General features: G+C 69.0%; 19 protein-coding genes. 12 read left to right on the plus strand and 7 right to left on the minus strand.

What is annotated here, in order from left to right; all coding sequences use genetic code 11:
* Positions 1 to 241 precede the first annotated feature (241 nt).
* On the minus strand, positions 242 to 586 hold the full coding sequence (locus DSX2_RS05020; protein ID WP_020880069.1) for a TraR/DksA C4-type zinc finger protein: 345 nt from the start codon (positions 584 to 586) through the stop codon (positions 242 to 244).
* Between the two features lie 207 nt (positions 587 to 793).
* On the opposite strand from DSX2_RS05020, the gene DSX2_RS05025 reads away from it, so the two are divergent.
* A complete protein-coding gene (locus DSX2_RS05025; protein WP_020880070.1) occupies positions 794 to 1,681 on the plus strand; it encodes a transporter substrate-binding domain-containing protein in 888 nt (295 codons plus the stop codon).
* On the opposite strand, the gene DSX2_RS05030 is transcribed toward DSX2_RS05025, so the two are convergent.
* Positions 1,678 to 3,039, minus strand: coding sequence for an NAD(P)/FAD-dependent oxidoreductase (locus DSX2_RS05030; protein ID WP_020880071.1), 1,362 nt, complete (start codon positions 3,037 to 3,039; stop codon positions 1,678 to 1,680). The two genes, DSX2_RS05025 and DSX2_RS05030, sit on opposite strands and share 4 nt — an antisense overlap.
* Before the next feature lie 464 nt (positions 3,040 to 3,503).
* Between DSX2_RS05030 and DSX2_RS05035 the strand changes: the two genes are divergently transcribed.
* Positions 3,504 to 4,370 (plus strand): PEP-CTERM sorting domain-containing protein, encoded by an 867-nt coding sequence (locus DSX2_RS05035; protein WP_020880072.1) that lies wholly within the window; start codon positions 3,504 to 3,506, stop codon positions 4,368 to 4,370.
* A 122-nt stretch (positions 4,371 to 4,492) separates the two neighbouring features.
* Here the strand turns inward: DSX2_RS05035 and DSX2_RS05040 are convergent, their stop codons facing one another.
* Positions 4,493 to 5,344: a 1,4-dihydroxy-6-naphthoate synthase gene (locus DSX2_RS05040; RefSeq protein WP_020880073.1), complete on the minus strand. Its 852-nt coding sequence runs from the start codon at positions 5,342 to 5,344 to the stop codon at positions 4,493 to 4,495.
* 101 nt (positions 5,345 to 5,445) lie between these two features.
* On the opposite strand from DSX2_RS05040, the gene mqnE reads away from it, so the two are divergent.
* From mqnE to DSX2_RS05055, 3 genes are all read left to right on the plus strand, one after another.
* On the plus strand, positions 5,446 to 6,558 hold the full coding sequence (gene mqnE / locus DSX2_RS05045; RefSeq protein ID WP_020880074.1) for an aminofutalosine synthase MqnE: 1,113 nt from the start codon (positions 5,446 to 5,448) through the stop codon (positions 6,556 to 6,558).
* Positions 6,559 to 7,653, plus strand: coding sequence for a cyclic dehypoxanthinyl futalosine synthase (gene mqnC / locus DSX2_RS05050; protein WP_020880075.1), 1,095 nt, complete (start codon positions 6,559 to 6,561; stop codon positions 7,651 to 7,653).
* A 222-nt stretch (positions 7,654 to 7,875) separates the two neighbouring features.
* Positions 7,876 to 8,721, plus strand: a complete 846-nt coding sequence (locus DSX2_RS05055; protein ID WP_020880076.1) for a menaquinone biosynthetic enzyme MqnA/MqnD family protein — start codon at positions 7,876 to 7,878, stop codon at positions 8,719 to 8,721.
* 27 nt (positions 8,722 to 8,748) lie between these two features.
* Here the strand turns inward: DSX2_RS05055 and cysQ are convergent, their stop codons facing one another.
* Positions 8,749 to 9,510: a 3'(2'),5'-bisphosphate nucleotidase CysQ gene (gene cysQ, locus DSX2_RS05060; RefSeq protein WP_035040841.1), complete on the minus strand. Its 762-nt coding sequence runs from the start codon at positions 9,508 to 9,510 to the stop codon at positions 8,749 to 8,751.
* A gap of 743 nt (positions 9,511 to 10,253) precedes the next feature.
* On the opposite strand from cysQ, the gene DSX2_RS05065 reads away from it, so the two are divergent.
* The 6 genes from DSX2_RS05065 (at position 10,254) to DSX2_RS05090 (ending at position 14,161) form a co-directional block, all read left to right on the plus strand.
* Positions 10,254 to 11,984 (plus strand): aldehyde ferredoxin oxidoreductase C-terminal domain-containing protein, encoded by a 1,731-nt coding sequence (locus DSX2_RS05065; RefSeq protein ID WP_020880078.1) that lies wholly within the window; start codon positions 10,254 to 10,256, stop codon positions 11,982 to 11,984.
* A 132-nt stretch (positions 11,985 to 12,116) separates the two neighbouring features.
* On the plus strand, positions 12,117 to 12,344 hold the full coding sequence (locus tag DSX2_RS05070; protein WP_020880079.1) for a MoaD/ThiS family protein: 228 nt from the start codon (positions 12,117 to 12,119) through the stop codon (positions 12,342 to 12,344).
* A 46-nt stretch (positions 12,345 to 12,390) separates the two neighbouring features.
* Positions 12,391 to 12,708 (plus strand): hypothetical protein, encoded by a 318-nt coding sequence (locus tag DSX2_RS05075; RefSeq protein WP_020880080.1) that lies wholly within the window; start codon positions 12,391 to 12,393, stop codon positions 12,706 to 12,708.
* A gap of 77 nt (positions 12,709 to 12,785) precedes the next feature.
* Entirely contained in the window at positions 12,786 to 13,010 is a 225-nt protein-coding gene (locus tag DSX2_RS05080; RefSeq protein WP_020880081.1) for a MoaD/ThiS family protein, read from the plus strand.
* Entirely contained in the window at positions 13,011 to 13,910 is a 900-nt protein-coding gene (locus DSX2_RS05085) for a ThiF family adenylyltransferase (RefSeq protein WP_020880082.1), read from the plus strand.
* Positions 13,911 to 13,948: 38 nt separating this feature from the next.
* Positions 13,949 to 14,161 (plus strand): hypothetical protein, encoded by a 213-nt coding sequence (locus tag DSX2_RS05090; RefSeq protein WP_020880083.1) that lies wholly within the window; start codon positions 13,949 to 13,951, stop codon positions 14,159 to 14,161.
* Here the strand turns inward: DSX2_RS05090 and DSX2_RS05095 are convergent.
* The gene (locus DSX2_RS05095) at positions 14,158 to 15,690 is read right to left on the minus strand and encodes an ATP-binding cassette domain-containing protein (protein ID WP_020880084.1); all 1,533 of its coding nucleotides are present in this window, start codon (positions 15,688 to 15,690) and stop codon (positions 14,158 to 14,160) included. The genes DSX2_RS05090 and DSX2_RS05095 overlap by 4 nt on opposite strands.
* A 67-nt stretch (positions 15,691 to 15,757) precedes the next feature.
* On the opposite strand from DSX2_RS05095, the gene DSX2_RS05100 reads away from it, so the two are divergent.
* Entirely contained in the window at positions 15,758 to 16,714 is a 957-nt protein-coding gene (locus tag DSX2_RS05100; RefSeq protein ID WP_020880085.1) for a fatty acid desaturase, read from the plus strand.
* A 4-nt stretch (positions 16,715 to 16,718) separates the two neighbouring features.
* Here the strand turns inward: DSX2_RS05100 and DSX2_RS05105 are convergent, their stop codons facing one another.
* Together DSX2_RS05105 and DSX2_RS05110 are read right to left on the minus strand one after the other, a co-directional pair.
* Positions 16,719 to 17,294 carry a flavodoxin family protein gene (locus tag DSX2_RS05105; RefSeq protein WP_020880086.1) on the minus strand — a complete coding sequence of 192 codons (576 nt, stop codon included), beginning with the start codon at positions 17,292 to 17,294 and terminating at the stop codon, positions 16,719 to 16,721.
* A 3-nt stretch (positions 17,295 to 17,297) separates the two neighbouring features.
* Complete coding sequence (locus tag DSX2_RS05110) at positions 17,298 to 18,815, minus strand: YihY/virulence factor BrkB family protein (protein ID WP_020880087.1); 1,518 nt, start codon at positions 18,813 to 18,815, stop codon at positions 17,298 to 17,300.
* Positions 18,816 to 18,883 lie beyond the last annotated feature (68 nt).

Below are 18,883 nucleotides of genomic sequence, written 5' to 3' on the forward strand. Positions count from 1 at the left end.
AAAAAGCGGCGAGCGGCCCCTGCCGCCCCGGAAAAGGGAGCGGTGAAGCTGCCCGGGTTGCGGGCAGGGCGCACGGCGTCGGCAGCCCTGCGGCCTCGCCCGCGCGGGCAGGCAGCGGCGTAAAGACCGGACGAGACGTCCGGCCCTGCCGCGGCTGCGGCGGGAGCGGGCCGGAAGCAGCGTCACCGGCAAAGCGGTCGAGGCCGTGCGATACGCCGACGCGTACCGCGCGCGGGCCTTCTTAAATGGCGAAGGCCAGGCCTTTCTCGAGCCTGGCCTGGCAGTGCACGCAGAGCGTGGCCGTGGGCCGCGCCGCAAGCCGCGCCGTGCCGATGTCGTCCTCGCACTCCTCGCAGATGCCGAAGTCCGGGGAGTCCAGGCGCGCCAGGGCCTCGCGGACCTCCTTCACGGCGCGGGCCTCGCGCTCGCGCAGGGCCACGTTCAGGCTCTGCTCGGAAAGCCTGGAAGCGTACTCGTTCTCGTCCGCGCAGGTCTCCGCCGAGGTCTCGGCGGGCGAGATGGCGAGCAGTTCGTCGAGCTTGGCCTCGAGGGTCCTTCTGATGCTGTTCTTCTGTTCAGGGGTCATTGCTCCGTCCTCACTGGTCGTTCGCTTTCGATGAGCCTATAGGGCGTCGCATACTTGCTGTGTAATGACGTGCATTCGTGGCGTTTTCAAGTCGGAATCGCAGATATTTTCCGTCGCCCCGGACGAGGGAGGGGCCTGGCCACTCCCCTCCCGCCGCACTTCGTGCTAGAATGCATACTGCATATGGCGAGCCAAGTGGAGGAACAGATGCATCGCGCCGTCCGGCTCTTCGCCGTCATCTTCGTGCTTGTCGCCGTCCCGCGCGCCTTCGCGGTCGAGACGGTGATCTTCGCCTTCGATCCCCAGCACGCGCCCTACACGCTCATGGAGGAGGGGCGGCCGGGGGGCTTCGCCCTGGACCTCCTGCAGGAGGCCCTGGCCGGGACGCAATACCACGTGGAGGCAGTGGCCGCGCGCTGGGAAGAGGCGCAGAAGATGCTCGAGACGGGCATGGCGGACATCGTGGCCGGGCTCGCGCGCACGCCCGGGCTCGAGGAGCGCGTGCTCTTCAGCCGCCTGCCCTTCGCGGCCGTGCGCACGGTCCTGCTGGTGCGCCTGGACTCCCCCTACCAGACGATCGCGGATCTCGCGGACAGACACGTGGCGCTCGAGCGCGGCGCCGATTTCACCAAGGGACTGCTCGCGCGCGACGGCCTCGCCCCGGTCTTCTACCCCACCGAACTCGACGCCCTGCACGCCATGCTCGACGGGCAGGCCGAGGCCTTCTGCGGCACGGGCAAGTCCGCCTGGGCGGCCCTGACCCCGGCGCAACGGACCACGGTGCGCCAGATCGGCGAGCCCATCTACCAGGGCCCGCTCTACTACGCCCTGAACCGTCGGCGCACGGGCCTGCTCACCGCGCTGAACCAGGGGCTGGACAGGGCCATGTCCGACGGCGCCTACGTGCGCCTGTACGCCAAGTGGTTCGGCGTGCCGCCGAGCGAGGAGCTGCTGCAGCCCCTTCCGACGGCCTCTGCCGCGGGCCCCACGGCCGCGCCTGGCGGCGCCGCGGCAGGTGCCGCCCCGGACAAGACGCCCGCCGGGTCCGCCAAGGCCCCGCAGGACGGAACCGAGGCGGGCACGGCTCGGCCTTAGCCGACCATGTAGCGCAGGTAGTAGCCCAGGGTGGGATAGGCCAGGGGGAGGCGCGCCAGCTCCCGCGCGGGGATGCGCTGCCGCACGGCCAGGGCGAAAAGGTTGGCCAGCTCCTCGGCCCCGTGTCCGACCATATGCGCGCCGAGCACCGCGCCGCCGCCCGGCTCCACCAGGAGCTTGGACGCCGCGTGGCGCTGGCCCAGGCGCTTCCAGGAAAAGCTGTCCGCAAGGCCGTGCTCCTTCTTCTCGAAGGGCACGCCGCGCTGCACGAGCTCCTCTTCGTTCTCGCCCACGGCGCAGATGGGCGGCAGGCTGAAGCAGACGCGCGGCACCCCCCGGTAGTCCACCTCCTTCTCCTCGCCCGCGGCGATGTTGGCGGCCGCGACGCGGCCCTGCATGTCCGCCGTGGGCGTCAGGGGATAGGGGGCGCGGCAGCAGTCGCCCACCGCGTAGATGTGCGGGTTCGAGACCGAGCGCATGGTCGAGGCCACGCGGATGCCCTGTTCCGAGAAGGCCACCCCCGCGGCGTCCAGGCCGAGCCCGTCGAGATCTGCCACGCGGCCCGCGCCGTGCACGGCCATGTCGCAGGCGAGCTCGGTCGCCCCGTCCCTGCCCGCGCGCACGACGAGCCCGTCCTTCTCCCGCCGAACGGAGTGGAGCGGCGCATCGAGCCGCACGTCGATGCCCGCCTCGGCCGTGGCCGTGAGCAGCACCTGGACCATGTCCGGGTCGAAGCCCTTCAGCGGACGCGCGCTGCGGTGCACGATGGCCACCTCTGCCCCGGCCCGGCGCGCGGCGTGGGCGAACTCGAAGGAGATATAGCCGCCGCCCACGAAGACCAGGCGGCGCGGCAGGCTCCGAAGCGCCAGGAAATCGTCCGAGGAGGAGAGAAGCCCGGCGCCCGGCTCCGACAGCGGCCGCGGCCGCTGGCCCACGGCCACCACCGCGTGGCCGAAGCCGAGCGTGCGCGTTCCCCCCTCGTGCAGCGCGACCTCGATGCGCTCGCGGTCGATGAAGCGGCCCCGGCCGGAAACGGTCTCGATGCCGAGCTCGGCGTAGGCCTCGCGGATGGACTCGGCGCGGCCGTCGACGAAGGAGGCGCGGAGCCTGGCCATCCCCTGCCAAGAGAGCTCGGGCAGGGCGGCCACGCCGCTCCCCAGCAGCCCCTCGGCCAGGTGCAGGGCCTCGGGCGCGGCGAGCAGCGCCTTCTTGGGATTGCAGCCCCTGAGCGGGCAGGTGCCGCCGAAGCCGTAGTCTTCCACCAGGGCCACGGACAGCCCGGCCCGGATGCAGGCAGCGGCAGCGGCCCCTCCCCCGGGGCCCGCGCCCAGCACCACGATGTCGAAACGCTCGGTCATGGACTCTCCTCTCTGCTTTCCTGCGGGCAGCCCGCCGCCGCCTTTCGCGGTCCGCGCGCGGCCGCCGAAAAAGGCCTTTCTCCCTCCCTTATACGGAAATCGCGGCTCAAGTGAAGGAGCAAAACCCCGGGCCCGTCCGCGGGAGAGACCGGCGGCGTGACGAAGGTAAACGAGAGGAGCGGATGTCTTTCCGACCGGAAAGCCGGGCAGGACAGGGCAGTCCGGGAACGGGCAAAGGACCTGGAAACGGACTGGGCGAACGGCCGGTAGTGCCCGCCGGCCGTCGCTTCCGGAGCCTCGGCAACTGTCAACTATTCCGACTTCGGCTGTCGTGGGGCATTACATATTTGCCATCTTATGTCAGATCTGACATAAATTCAGCATCAGTAAATCCGATGGGTTCCCCTAACGGCCTGGCCCTTGCACTATACCCGCCAAAGCGTGCCGACCCTGGGAGGAATGTCATGGCTACCTTCAAAAAGATGCTCGCAGCAGTCCTTTTGTCTCTGGGGATCTTCATAGCAGGCGCCGGACAGGCGTCCGCGGTCACCATCCTGCCGGACCCGACGATCTACGCGCACCAGTACGACCAGTTCTACTCGTACTCGGCCAAGCTGCTCACGGCCATGGGCTTCTCGGGCTTCGACGTGCCCACCGGCACGGGCGGCCTGGACGTGCTCGTCTACACCGGCGCCTCGGGCCAGGACAACGACCCCGTGGGCGGCGGCTACGTGCTCCAGGACCCGCTGCACGCACCCGCGGGCGGCGTGACCACCTTCTCGGGCGTCTGGGGCGCGGGCAACGCCTCGGTCAAGGGCCCGGTCACCGTGGACACCCTCGTGGACTACCTGCACACCTTCGGCCCCGACATCAACATCCCGGTCTTCAACTTCGACATGAACCAGACCGGCGCCGGGCCAGACCTCGACGTGGTGGGCAACGTCTCCGTCGTCGACCCGAACACCAACTCGGTCATCGCCTCCTGGGCCTTCGACAACCTGAACGACGGCATCTTCGAGCCCACCGAGTGGGTGCTCTCCCCCGGCACCATCACCGAGGGCCCCTACACCGTGGACAACAACAAGGGCTCCGGCAAGCTGGACTTCGTGGTCTACGCCCCGACCATGGACCTCAGCCAGTACACCGGCAAGGGCTACATCTTCGAAACCGACTTCCGGATGCAGCGTCTGAACGACGGCTTCGAGGAGCTGTTCCTGACCGGCGCCTTCGCACCGGACGCGCCCACCCCGACCCCGGAGCCCGCCTCCCTGATCCTCGCCGGTTCCGGCCTGCTCGGCCTGGTCGCCGCGCGGCGCAGGAAGAGGTCTTAAGCGCAAAACCGCCCCTCCCCTCCCCCTCCGGTCCTCCGGAGAGGGAAAAGAGAAGGCCCCGGACAGCGGTTGCTGTCCGGGGCCTTCCAATCTGTGGCCGGAAGCGGGGCAGGCCCCGCCGTTCAGGCGGGAAAGATGGCCTGCGGCATGGCGCGTCCGGCCTGGGCGAAGGCCTCGGCCAGGAGCACGCGCACGGCGCGCTCGCCCTCGGCGCCGAGGTCGTCGGAGAACTCGGTGACGAAGGTCTCGATGTGCTTTCGCACCACGTCCTTGGAGAGCTCCTGGGCGTTGTGCGCGATCCAGGCGGCGGAATCCGCGGGGGTCGCTCGGGCATGCGCCAGGCTCGCGCGCACCGCCTTCTCGACGGCCGCGATGGTCGGCGCGCCGAGGCTCCTGCGGGCCACGATGAGGCCGAGCGGCAGGGGCACCTCGAAGGCCTGCTCCCACCACGCGCCGAGGTCCACGACCTTGTGCAGCCCGTGCTCGGCGTAGGTGAAGCGGCCCTCGTGGATGAGCACGCCCGCCGCGACCTCGCCCGAGGCCACGGCGTCCATGACCAGGTCGTAGCGCATGGGCAGGCGCGGGCCGTGGAACAGGCCGGTGAGGTTCAGGAGCAGGCTGGCCGTGGTGGACAGTCCGGGAATGGCGATGGGCGCCTCGGAGACGTCCTCGGGCCGGGCGGCGCCGCCCGCGACCAGGAGCGGCCCGACGCCGCGGCCGAGCGCGCCGCCGCAGCGCAGCGAGACGTACTCCTCGGCGCAGTCGGCGTAGGCGGCCACGCTGATCTTGACCACGTCGGCCTCGCCGTTCGCGGCCATGGCGTTCAGCCGCTCCACGTCGTGCAGGGAGGTCGTGAAGCCGAGCGGCTCTCCGGGGGTCTCGGGGTCGTCGGCCGTGGTCAGGCCGTGGACCAGAGCGTGGAAGATGAAGGTGTCGTTGGGGCAAGGGGAAATAGCGAGAGAAAGCGTGCGCATTGTGCCTCCGGTCTCCTCCTCTAGCCTCGGAGGGCTGCGTTGACAAGCCGTGCGGCCGGGTCTAGGTTCCTGCACACCTCACGAAACCGGATGACTCCCCTATGGACATGAACTGGTATGATTCCCTTGGCCTCGCGGACGTCGCGCGCAAGGTCGCGGACGGAGAGCGGCTGAGCATGGAGGACGGCGAGCGCCTCTTCGCCTGCCCGGACGTCACCGCGGTCGGCGCCCTGGCACACCACGTGCGCACCCGCCTGCACGGCGACAAGACCTATTACGTGGTCAACCGCCAGATCAACTACACCAACATCTGCGTGAACGGCTGCCTGTTCTGCGCCTACGGGCGCGAGCGGGGACAGCAGGGCGCGTTCCTGCTCTCCCAAGACGAGATCCTGGCCAAGGCCCGCGAGGGCATCCCCCCGGCCGAGATCCACGCCGTGGGCGGCTGCCATCCCGAGACCCCGCTCTCCTTCTACGAGGAGATGCTGCGCGAGCTCGGCAAGGCCCTGCCCGAGGCGGAGCTCAAGTGCTTCACCCTGGTCGAGATCGCCCACTTCGCGCACCTCGAGGGCTGCTCCACGCGCGAGGTGCTCCTGCGCCTGAAGGACGCGGGCCTGGTCATGATGCCCGGCGGCGGGGCCGAGATCTTCTCGCCCGAGATCCGCACGCGCATCTGCCCCAAGAAGATCACGGGCGAGGAATGGCTGCGCATCGCGGGCGAGGCCCACGAGGTCGGCATTCCCACCAACTGCACCATGCTCTACGGCCACATCGAGAGCACGCGCCACCGCCTGGAGCACCTGGACGAGCTGCGCCGCCAGCAGGACAAAAGCCACGGCTTCGTCTGCTTCGTGCCCCTGTCGTTCCAGGCCAGGAACAATCTCCTCGGCGTGGAGCACGGCCCCACGGGCGTGGACGACCTGAAGACCATCGCCATAAGCCGCCTCATGCTCGACAACATCCCGCACCTTAAGGCCTACTGGATCATGCTCGGCACCAAGCTGGCCCAGACCGCGCTGTGGTTCGGGGCCGACGACCTGGACGGGACCATCGTGGAGGAGAAGATCGGCCACATGGCCGGGGCGGACTCCGCCGCCTCCCTGTCGCGCGAGGAGCTGAACGAGATGATCCGCGGCGCGGGCTTCACCCCGGTGGAGCGCAGCGCCCGCTTCTCGGAGCGCGGCGAGAACGCCGCGGCCAAGGAGGTCGCCTAGATGACAGCCCCGGACAACGCCCTGCTCGACGCCGCGCGCGCCAAGGCCCGGGAGGGCGGACGCCTCTCCCGCGACGAGGCCGTCGCGCTCTCTCTCGGCGAGGACTTCCACACCCTGGCGCACCTGGCGCACGCCCGGCGCATGGCGCTCCATCCCGAGCCCGTCGTGACCTACGTGGTCGACCGCAACATCAACTATTCCAACGTCTGCGTCTGCGGCTGCAAGTTCTGCGCGTACTTCGCCGGGCCCGGCGACGAGCGCGGCTTCGTGCTGAGCGAGGAGGAACTCGACCAAAAGATCGAGGAGACCATCGCGGTCGGCGGCACGCAGATACTCATGCAGGGCGGCCACCACCCGGACCTGCCGTTCTCCTGGTACGAGGAGATGCTCGCGCGCATCAAGGAGAGGCACGCCATCCACGTGCACGCCTTCTCCCCGCCGGAGATCGCCCATTTCGCCAAGACCTTCGGGCTCTCCACGCGCGAGGTCGTGAAGCGCCTGAAGGCCGCCGGGCTGGACTCCATCCCCGGCGGCGGGGCCGAGATCCTGGTGGACCGCGTGCGCTCCGCCGTGGCCCCGAACAAATGCTCCTCCGCCGAATGGCTGCGCGTCATGGAAGAGGCGCACGAGGAGGGGCTGCGCACCTCCGCGACCATGATGTTCGGCCATCTGGAGACGCCCGAGGAGCGCATCGACCACATGCTGGCCCTGCGCGAGGTGCAGGACCGAACGCACGGCTTCACGGCCTTCATCCCCTGGACCTTCCAGCCCGAGAACACGGCGCTTTCGCAGTGCCGCCCCCTGACCGCGCCGGAGTACCTGCGCACCCTGGCCGTTTCGCGTCTGGTGCTCGACAACTTCGAGAACCTGCAGGTCTCGTGGGTGACCATGGGCGCGCGCGTGGCCCAGCTGGCCCTCTTCTTCGGGGCAAACGACTTCGGCTCCACCATGCTCGAGGAGAACGTGGTGGCCGCGGCCGGAGTGCGCTTCCGCCTCTCGGAGGAGGAGATCAGGCGCGTGGTGCGCGCGGCGGGATTTGAACCCCGCCGACGCCTCATGGACTACAGCCCCGCGCCAGCCGAGTACGCCGACTAGTGTCGCGTCCATGAAAAGAGTCGATATGCTACGCAGTAGTCGTACGCGACACATGAACCGGGCGAATGCACGGTTCCGCCGCCGATGGCGGCGTGAGCAAGCAGAAAACCACGGTTTTCGGCGCAGCGATCTTCCGCAAAATACGGCTTTGCGTATTTTGCGGACGTCACACTAGGGAACCACGCGGGCGCGACCGCGTCCGCCGCATTCGGAGAACGGTACATGAACGACACCGGCGAGACCGCCGTCAGGCTCGGCAGGATCAGCTACCTGAACGTCCTGCCCATCTACTATCCCATCGAATCCGGCAACGTGCGGGGACCGCTCTCCGTGGTCTCCGCGCCCCCTGCGGAGCTGAACCTGCTCGCCCGCGCGGGCAAGCTCGACGTCAGCGCCTGCTCGTCCTTCGAGTACGCCTCGGCGGCCGACGACTACTTCCTCGTGCCTGATCTTGCCATCGGCAGCCGCGGCCACGTGCGCAGCGTGCTGCTGCTCTCGCGCCTGCCCGTGGCCAAGCTCGACGGCAAGAGCGTGCGCGTGAGCTACCAGACCCACACCTCCGTGGCGCTTCTGAAGCTCTTCTTGCAGCAGCGCGTGGGCGTGGACGTGACCTACACCACGGGCGACGTGACGCGCGCACTTGCAAGCGGCGAACGGCCGGACGCCTTCCTGGCCATCGGCGACGAGGCCATGCGGCTCAGCGCCCACCCGGACTACCCCCACCGCTGGGACCTGGGCAGCGTCTGGCTCGACTGGACCGCCCTGCCCTTCATCTTCGGCGTGTGGATCGCCCGGCGCGCCGCGGCCGCAGAGAACCCCGGCCCGGTGCGCGAGGCCTGCCGCGCCCTGGTCGAGGCCAAGGACTGGAGCAAGGCCCGGCCCGAGCTGGTGGCCGAGCTGGCCGCCGCGCAGGGCGGCTTCACCGTGCCCGACATGCGGACCTATTTCGAGGGTCTGGTCTACGACTTCGGAGAGCGCGAGAAGGACGGCCTGTCCGTCTTCTTCGAAAAGCTCGAGGGCGCTAGGATCATTCCCAAGGCGCCGAAGCTGCAGTTCCTGGAGATGTAGCGGCCGGGACGGCCGCGTGCCGCCCGTTCAGCCCCGGGCCAGAAAGCCGGGGTTGATCAGGGACTGACGGTTGTAGATGAAGGGCTCGCCGTCCAGGGTGGTCATGGAGCCGCCCGCGCCCTCCACGATGGCCTGTCCGGCCGCCGTGTCCCACTCGTAGGTCATGTTCGTGCGCGCGTAGATGTCGGCCTTGCCCTCGGCGAGGAGGCAGAACTTCCAGGCGCTGCCCGCGGCGATGCGCTCGGAGATCTCGTAGTCGGCCAGGAAGGCGTCGAGTTCCGGCGCGGAGTGGGAACGGCTGACCAGGGCGCGAAGCCCCTTGCCCGGAGCGGGCTTGGCGGTGCGGATGCGCTGCGGTGCGAACTCGCGGAACTGCTTGAAGGCCCCGAAATCCTTGCCCCCCCAGTACAAGAGCTCCATGGCCGGCACGTAGATCACGCCGAAGGCCGGAAAGTTGCGCGCCACCAGGGCGATGTTCACCGTGAACTCCCCGTTGCGCGCCACGAACTCGCGCGTGCCGTCCAGGGGGTCGACGCAGAAGTACCGTGGCCAGGACTGGCGCTCGGGATAGGGCACGTGGTTGCCCTCCTCCGAGAGGATGGGCATGCCCGGGTAGCCTTCCAGCAGCCGCTCGGTGATCAGCCTGTCGGCCAGCCGGTCGGCCTGGGTCAGGGGAGAGTGGTCGTCCTTGTACTCCACGGAAAAATCCGTGGCGTAGATCTTCATGATCTCCTGCCCGGCCTGCTTGGCCAGGTCGGTGAGATCGGCGACCAGTGTGTCGTAGGTCATGGTGCCGCGCCTTGCCTTGTCTGGGCGCGCCGCGATCGACTCGCGGCCGCCCCCCTCCATTCCATCCTGAACGCGTCTGATTGCAGCCTTTCGGCAGGCCCGCCACAGGCGGCCATCTTGTAACAGGAGTTCACGCCAAAACTCAAGAGCGTGTGCAGGCGAACCCGCTCTGCCTTCCCAGCACCCTGCGCCACCCGCCTGCAGCCTTCCGGGGCCCGCGCCGAGCGGGCCGCCCCGGTCTCGCTCCGAGACGTATTCCGATGCCATCAGGGATGCAATGACCCACCGCAGCATGTTCTTCCGGCAAAATGCTTCTGCCACCGTGCTATGTCAAGATTGACATAGTATCATTTTGACACATTGGCGTATCATTTTGTCCCATATTTCAATGGTGTATGTCATTTCGTGCATAGATGTTCACCTTTCCATCAGATGCGGTAGTATTCAGATTGAAGCAAGACTACTGTTACAGTCGCAATCATCAGACGGGAAGGAGCGAGGCGATAGAACCGGAACGGATTGATCAACAGTAGTCCACCTGTGTGTCGTTCCCTATCGTCTTGAGCGCAACAAAAGGCGGGTGGCCGGTTCGGATGACGGGATGACCGCGGGGCAGCCGGTCGAGGAGCATTCCGAGCCTGAAAGGACTCCGGACCGGGCGGAGAAGGGAGCCCTGCCTCCCCCCCTGGGCGCAGGGCAAGTCGCGACATTGCAAGACTATTCAATACGTACGGAGGATTACCATGATCAAATTCATTCGGGTCGACATGAGTTCCAAGAGCGCCAAGACGGAAGAATGTCCGGCGCAGTACGCAGGGCTCGCCGGTCGCGGGCTGACGTCCCTCTTCGTGGCGGGCGAGGTCAAGCCCACCTGCCATCCCCTGGGCAAGAACAACAAGCTCATCTTCGCCCCCGGCTTTCTTTCCGGCACCACCGCGGCGAACTCCGGAAGGCTCTCGTGCGGGGCCAAGAGCCCGCTGACCGGCGGCATCAAGGAGAGCAACACCGGCGGCACGTTCTCCCAGAAGATGGCCAAGCTCGGCATCAAGGCCGTGGTGTTCGAAGGGCTGCCCGCTGACGACAAGTACTACGTGATCAAGATCGACGCCGACGGCGTGAGCTTCGACGAAGCCCCGGCGGAGACGCTCGGCGGCATGGGCAACTACGACGTGGTCAAGGTCCTGCAGGCCAAGTACGGCGCAGACGTCGGCGTGGCCGTCATCGGCGTGGCCGGAGAGATGAAGCTCACCGGGGCCAACATCTCCTTCGCCGATCCCGACGGCAACATCCGCAGCGCCGGGCGCGGCGGCCTCGGGGCCGTCATGGGCTCCAAGAAGATCAAGGCCGTCGTCATCGACGACGCGGGTGGACCCGGCGTCACCATCGCCGACCAGGAGACGTTCAAGGGCGCGGCCAAGCGTTTCGCCAAGGCCCTCACCACCCACCCGGTCACCAGCCAGGGCCTGCCCCAGTACGGCACCAACGTGCTGGTGAACATCCTCAACGAGGCCGGCGGCCTGCCCACCAAGAACTTCCGCAGCGGCCGCAATGCCTGGGCCAACAACATCGGCGGCGAGACCATGGCCGCCACCATCAAGGAGCGCGGCGGCAAGACCACCCACGGCTGCCACAAGGGCTGCATCATCCGTTGCTCGCAGCACTACATGGACAAGGACGGCAAGTACCTGACCAGCGGCTTCGAGTACGAGACCATCTGGGCGCTCGGAGCCGACGCGGCCATCGACGACCTCGACGCCATCGCCCATGCGGACCGCGAGTTCGACGAGGTCGGCGTCGATTCGATCGAGACCTCCGTCGCCGTGTCCGTGGCCATGGAGGCCGGCATCATCCCCTGGGGCGACGCCAAGGCCGCCCTGGATCTCATCGGCCAGATCCGCAAGGGGACGCCCCTGGGCAGGATTCTCGGCAGCGGCGCGGGCGCAGTCGGCCAGATGTACGGCCTGACCCGCGTGCCGGTGGTCAAGAACCAGGCCATCCCCGCCTACGACCCGCGCGCGGTCAAGGGCGTCGGCCTGACCTACGCCACCACCCCCATGGGCGCGGACCACACCGCGGGCTACGCGGTCGCCACCAACATCCTGAGGGTCGGCGGCTTCGTCGATCCCCTGAAGAAGGAAGGCCAGGTGGAGCTGTCGCGCAACCTGCAGATCGCCACCGCGGCCGTGGACAGCACGGGCATGTGCCTGTTCATCGCCTTCGCCATCCTGGACATCCCCGACGGCTTCAACGCGCTGGTGGACATGATCAACGCCCAGTACGGCCTCTCCCTGACCGCGGACGACGTCACCGAACTCGGCAAGACGATCATCCGGGCCGAGCTCGACTTCAACCGCCGGGCAGGATTCACCAAGGCCGACGACCGGCTGCCCGAGTTCTTCGAGGAGCCCTGTCCGCCGCATAACACGACCTGGGACTTCACCGACGAGGAGATCGACTCGGTTCTCAACTTCTAGCCGGTCCCCCAGGATCGCGCCCAGCCAATCCCCGGGCGGGCGGCGTGCGTCGCCCGCCCTTACGTGTCCCGGCGACGCGGTCGCCGCCCGCCGGGCATTGATCCGCAAGGAAATCAATCCTACGGTGTGCACATGCATATCACAGTGAAATGTTTCGCCACCCTCGGCCCCTTTCAGCCCGCCGAATCGGACCGCTATCCGCTTCAGCCGGGAGAGAGCGCGGAAGACGTCATGAGGCGTCTGGGCATTGCGCCGGATTCGGTCGCCGTTCTGTTCGTCAACGGCCGTCACGCCGAGCCCGGCGTGACGCTGGCCGACGGCGACCGGGTCAGCCTGTTTCCGGCCGTGGGCGGCGGCTGAACGGCCCCGACCTGCCGCCGCCCAGGCCGACGGCGGCAACGAGGCCATGCAACCCATCATCAGGCCGGAGGAACTGCACGTGCCGACAACCATCGAACTGCGCGCGTTCATGGGGCTTTCCGATCTGTTTCGAGAACGGGGCTGGGACTTTCCCCTGAAGATCGAGGTCCCCGGCCGCATGTCCGGCTGCGAGCTGCTCGAGCGTCTCGAGATCCCCGAAGAGTTCGTCGAGGTCATCTTCGTCAACGGCAAGGCCAGCAAGCCGGACACCGCGGTCATCGATGCCGGAGACCGGGTCGCCCTGGCCCCGCCGGGAGTGCCGGGACCGTATCGAGTGCTCCTCGGCTTCAAGAAGATGGACTGAGGGCGCCTGGCCGCGGCGCCCGCCCGGGCCACGGCCGCTCTTGGCAAAGCCCGGCCGCTGTGTCAGGAGTGGTGGTCATGGAAATCGAAGTGCGCTGTTTCGCGACGCTGGCCAGGTTCACCCCGGGCGACGGCTTCTTCGAGCTGCCCGACGGCGCGACCGCGGCCGAGGCCATCGCGGCGCTCGGCATCCCGGCCGACGACGTGAACATCATCTTCATCAACGGAAAGGCCGCCGAGCTCGCGAGTCCGCTCGCGGAAGGGGACAGGCTCGGCCTCTTCCCCGCGGTGGGCGGAGGCTAGGTGCCCCTGCCGCCTCCTCCCTCTTCCGGCTCGTCCGGACCGGGGACCTGCGGCCCCGCGGCCCTGCCCCTGGCCGACCTCCTGCGCGCCGCCGCCCGCGCCGAAAAGCAGCCCGACAACAGCGAGGCCCTGGTCATAGCCGGGGCGGACCTGCTGACAGCCTCGCGCCGCGCCCAGACGCAGCCGTGGGAGGCCGCCGAGACGGCCCTCTCGCTCGGCATCGTGCCCGCGCGCTACCAGAGGAACCTGGGCGCCTTCGGCTGCGAGGGGCAGCTGCGGCTGCATCGCTCCTCGGCGGCCATGGTGGGGCTCGGCGGGCTTGGCGGACTGGCCCTGGAATCGCTCGCGCGCCTCGGCGTAGGGAATATTCGCGGCGCGGACGGGGACTTCTTCGAGGAGAGCAACCTGAACCGCCAGCTCCTGTGCGAGGCCGACTCCCTGTTCGGCCCCAAGAGCGACGCCGCGGCGAGGCGCGTGCGGCGCATCAACCCGCTGCTGCGCTTCTTTGCGGTGCGGGCCTTCCTCGAGGCCGGGGACATGGCGGAATTTCTCTCGGGCGCGGACGTGGCCCTGGACTGCCTGGGCGGGCTCGCGCATCGCCCGGCCCTGGAAAAGGCGGCGGGCGAGGCGGGAATCCCCCTGGTCACGGCCGCGGTGGCGGGCTGGTCGGGCTACGTGGCCGTGGTCATGCCCGGCGCCACGGGACCGGCCGCGCTCATGGGGGCCTCGGAGGGAGGCGCCGAGGACACGCTCGGCACCCAGCCCCCGGCCATCTACACCGCGTCCGCGATCATGGCCGGGGAGGCCGCGCGGCTTCTGGCCTTCGGCAAGAGCGCGCTCGCGGGCCGCATGCTCCTCTTCGACCTCGAGCGGCAGACCTACGACACCGTGAGCATCTGAGCCCCGGCAGCACCCCGGCAGCGACAAAGAAGACGGACATGGACTGGAGCAGCGAAGTTCCGACCGAGCCGGGAGTCTACTGGTTCGAAGGCGTCTATTACGCGGACGGCGAACGCCGCCGCACGCCCAACCCCACGCCCGTGGTGCTCACCGCAAACGGATTCGCGCCCTACGGCGGCGGCGAGCCCATGACCGGGCTTTCCGGCTCGTTCCAGGGCCCCATGCCCGGCTCGAACCGCAAGGCGGGCTAGTCCCCCCACTCCTCCTCGGGCACTCCTATCTCGTAGGTCCCGGCGAAGTTCCCCGCGTCCTCCGGCGCGCTCAGGCGCAGCGTGCGCATGGGCACGTCCGGCAGGTCGTCCGCGTGGTGCGAGGTCATGACCAGGCTCGCGCCCCTTCCCGCCATGGCGGCCAGGGTGCGGCGCATGGCCGCGCGCGAGGGCGCGTCCAGCCCGGCGAAGGGCTCGTCCAGGAGCAGCAGGCGCGGCCCGGCCACGAGCGCGCGGGCCAGGAGCAGGCGGCGCAGTTGCCCGCTGGAGAAGCTCTCCACCGATCTCTGTGCAAGCTCCGCCAGCCCGAGTTCGAAAAGCAGCGCGCGGGCGCGCGCCTCCTCCTCGGGCGTGGCCGCCTCGTGCAGCCCGATGTGGCCGCGAAGCCCGGAGACGACCACGGCGAGCCCGGTCATGTCCTCCTCGTGGATCACGTGCAGGTCGAAGGAGACCAGGGCCGTGCGGCGACGGATCTCCCACAGGCTCATGGGCTTGAAGCGGCCGAAGCGGCCCACGCGTCCGGCAACGGGATGCAGGTCCCCGGCGGCCAGTGCCAGGAGCGTGCTCTTGCCCGCGCCGTTCGGGCCGAGCACGGCCCAGTGCTCGCCCGGGCGCACGGTCCAGTCCAGGCCGACCAGTACGGCGCGGCCGCCGCGCACGGCCGTGACCTTCTCGAAGGCCAGGAGGAAGGCGGGCGCGCCCTTGCCGCCCGGCTCGGAGACAGAGGATGCGGGAACGACGGGCGCGGCCTCCCCTGCGCCATCCCCGATGTCCGGGAAGGCGCGGGCCGCTGCCTCGTCCAGGGACCCGGCGAAGACGACCTTTCCGGCCTCCACGACCAGGCCGCGCGAGAGCCCGAGGGCCCGCGCCTCTTCCGGCCGGTGCGTGGCGTAGAGGAGCTGCACGCCAGGCTCCTCCCCCCGGCGCTCCGCCTGGGCGCGCAAGCTCGCGAGCATCTCCTCGCGGGCTGCGGCGTCGAGTCCTTCCAGGCACTCGTCGAGCACCAGCAGGCGGGGCTTTCCGGCCAAGGCGCGGGCCAGGAGCACGCGGCGCTGCTGGCCCTGGGAGAGGGAGGAGAAGAGGCGCGCCTCGAGCTCCGCCAGACCGACCGCGGCAAGGGCGGCGCGGGCCGCGGCCAACTCGTCGTCGCGCACCCGGCCGTAGGCCAGGGGCGTGTCGCGCAGCCCGGCCACGGCCACGTCCAGGGCCGTGGGGTTCACGCCCGCGCGCACGTACCACAGCTGCTGCTCGGCCGAGACCAGGGCGCTCTTCTCGCGAAAGCCGAGCGGCGAGACCTGGGGACGGCCGTCCACGAAATAGGTCCGCTCGCCCTCGCTCGGCCAGATGTCGCCGCGCACGAGGGAGAGAAAGGTGGACTTGCCCGCCCCGTTGGCGCCGAACACGGCCCAGCTCTCCCCGGCCGCGAGCTCCCAGTCGAGCCCGCCGAGCACGAGGTTCCTCCCGCGCCGCACGCCCGCCTGCCTGAACCTGACCAGTGTCCCGTCCTGCATCTCGCCCGAATCCTCCTCTGCATGGCGCCCTTGACGTGCAAACGCCTTTGCGCCAGAAAATGGATACATGGAATACCGCGTCCCCACCCTGCTCAACCTGGCCGTGGCCGGTCTGCTGCTGGGGCTCAGCGCCCTGTTCTTCCTCGTGCTGCCGGGGCTGCTCCTGCCGCGAAGCGCGTGGTGGCTCCTGCTCCTCGTGCCCGTGGTGCTGGCCAGCAACACCTTCTGGTTCGCGGCGCACGAGTCCTTCCACTTCAACCTGCACCCGAACAGGACGGCCAACGAGCTGCTCGGCCGCGCCCTGGCCGTGTGCCTGGGCGTGCCCTTCCACGTGGTGCGCTTCGGCCACCTGCAGCACCACCGCTTCAACGGCGCCCTCGTGGACCGGCCGGACATCTACGACCCGGCCGACACCTGGCCGCCGCTGGCCTGGATCGGCTACTACGCGCAGCTCGTGGGCGGCTTCTACCTGCTGGAGGCGGCCAGTTTCCTGGTCTTCCTCCTGCCCGCCCGGCACATCCCGAAGGTGGTGGACATGGGGCTGTCCGAGCGCGACGAGGGCTCGGCCCAGATCAAGAAGCTGGCCCGGCAGACCTTTGCCAAGCCGGAGGTGGTGCGCGCCGTGCGCATCGACGGCGCGCTCGCGCTCGCGCTGCACGGCTCGGCCCTGTGGCTCTACGGGCCGTGGTGGCCCGCCTTCGTCGCCGCGCTCGCGGGCCGCGCCTTCCTCGTCTCGCTGGCGAACAACCTGCCGCATTACGGCACCGGCAACACGGACGTCAAATCCGCCCTGAACGTGCGCCTTCCGCGGCTTTGCGACGCGGCCCTGCTGCACTTCTACTGCCACCGCGTGCACCACGCCGACCCGCGCATCCCGTGGACCGGGCTGCCCGCGGGCATGGCGGAGCGCGGCCTCACCTTCCAGACCGGCTGGTGGCGGGCGGCGCTCGTCCAGTTCCGAGGCCCCATCACCCTCGCGGCGGCGCAGGCGGGCGGGACGGTGGCGGTCCCGGCCGCGGCCTGACGCCTCAGGCCGAGAGCTTGCCCATCACCCAGGCCATGTTGCGGCCGAGCACGGCCATGGTCTCCTTGCCCTCGGCGTCGTTTTGCACGTCACCCTTGTCCAGCCCCCGCCCCAGGTTCCAGTAGATCGACCCGGGCACGACCATCTGGCCGATGAGGAAGAAGTGGTTCATGGCGTTGAAGACCTCGATGCCGCCGCCCCGGCGCACGGCCACCACGCCCGCGCCCACCTTGCGGCCGAACATGTCGCCGTTGGCCTTGGCGACCATGCCCGCGCGGTCGATCACGGCCTTCAGCTCCGTGCTCACGTTGGCGAAATAGGTGGGCGAGCCGAGCAGGATGCCGTCCGCGGCGTCCATGAGCTCGATCAGCCCGTTCATGTCGTCCTTCTCCACGACGCAGCGCCGGTTCTTCTTCTCCCAGCACTTCATGCAGGCGATGCAGCCGGAAAGCTTCTTGCCCGCTAGGTTGACCATCTCGGTCTCGATGCCCGCGGCCTCGAGCTCGTCGAAGACCATGCGGATGAGCTGGGCCGTGTTGCCGTCCCTGCGCGCGCTTCCGTTGATGCCGAGGACCTTCATGGCTCATTCCTCCTTGGAGGGTTTCGTCGTTTGTGATTGCGCCGCCTCGGGCGCCTCCTTGCCGGAGCCGCCCGCCCAGTCGCACGACGCCTCGAGGTGCGGGCAGTGGTCGTGCCACAGGGTCTCGATGCTCAGGTTGGGCGGGGCCTCTTCGGCCGAGGCGAAGACCTGGTGGAAGACGTCGTGCACGAAGGCGAAGCGCGGGTCGATGAAGTCCAGGCCGCTCTGCCCCTTGCCCCGGCCCAGGCCGCGCAGCACGTCGGTCACGCGCACGTCGGCCGGATCGCGCGAGAGGGCGTAGGTCGGCCCGAACTCGTCGTCGAGCCTGGTCACCACATGCTGCCCGGCCAGGGTCTCGGCCACCTCGTTGACCGCCTTGACCGGCACGCCGAGCTTCTGCGCGGCGTGCTCGTTGTTCAGGGGCCGCACGCCCTTCTTGAAGGCGTCCACGAGCAGCAGCAGGAAGAGGATGGCCGTCTTCACGCGGCCCTCGAAGGTGATGTGGCCCGCGCGCACCTCGCTCTCGAAGGTCTTCATGTTCTGCAGCGAGAAGCAGATCTCCGCGCCGAGCAGGACGATGGCCCAGCTGATGTACAGCCAGAAGAGGAAGAGGGGGAACTGCGCGAAGCCGCCGTAGATGGCGTTGTACTTGGCCACGCCGATCTGCCAGTTGACGTAGCCCCACTGCGCCAGCTGCCACAGGGTGCCCGCCACCACGCCGCCCGCCAGGGCGCACAGGAGGTTCACCTGGGTGTTGGGCATGAAGGAGTAGAGAAAGGTCAGGGCCAGCCACATCATCACGTAGGGCAGGACCTTGAGCACGCTCAGGTAGATGTAGTTGAAGGCCGAGATGGTCAGGATCTTCTGCACCACGGCCTCGTTGTGCAGGCTCACGGTCACGGACAGCCCCACGAAGAGCAGCAGCGGGCAGATGAGCGTCACGGAGAAGAAGTCCGTGAACTTGCGCCAGGGCGAGCGGCCCTTGGCCACGCCCCAGATGTCGTTGAAGGCCTTCTCGATGCTGCCCAGGAGGGAGAGGGCCGTGAACAGGAGGACGACCAGGCCGACGTAGCCGAGCGTCTTCACGTTGGTGTTCTGCACGTAGCGCAGGAAGAGGTCCACGAGGTCGCTGCGCCCGGCCGAGAACTGCAGCAGCAGGCTGCGCACGTACTCGGTGTTCTGCAGGCCGAGCGCCTTGGAAATGGTGAAGGCCACGGCCAGGAAGGGCGCGATGGAAAGCGTGGTGGTGAAGCTGAGCGCCGCGGCGCGCAGCAGGCAGCGGTCGCGCAGGAAGCCGTAGACCACGAGAAAGAGCCAGCGCGTGGCGGTGACCACGCGGCGTTGCTGCAGCGTCTGCTGGGAGTAGTCCTCCACCCAGATGTCGCGCGTCACGTGGGTCATCAGCCGGGCGGCGCGCCGCGCGAGCGATTCCTCGGCATGGTTCCCGGTCCTGTTTCCGGCCCCCTTGCCTGCGCCCTTGCCGGGCCCCTGTCCGTTGCTCGCGCCGCCGCTCGGCTTCATGCGTCTTCCTCCGGTGCGTTGTGCCCGTCGCGGGCAGACTCTGGGGGACGAGGCGCCTTCCTCCGGGA

This window comes from Desulfovibrio sp. X2 (assembly GCF_000422205.1).
GTDB lineage: Bacteria > Desulfobacterota > Desulfovibrionia > Desulfovibrionales > Desulfovibrionaceae > Alkalidesulfovibrio.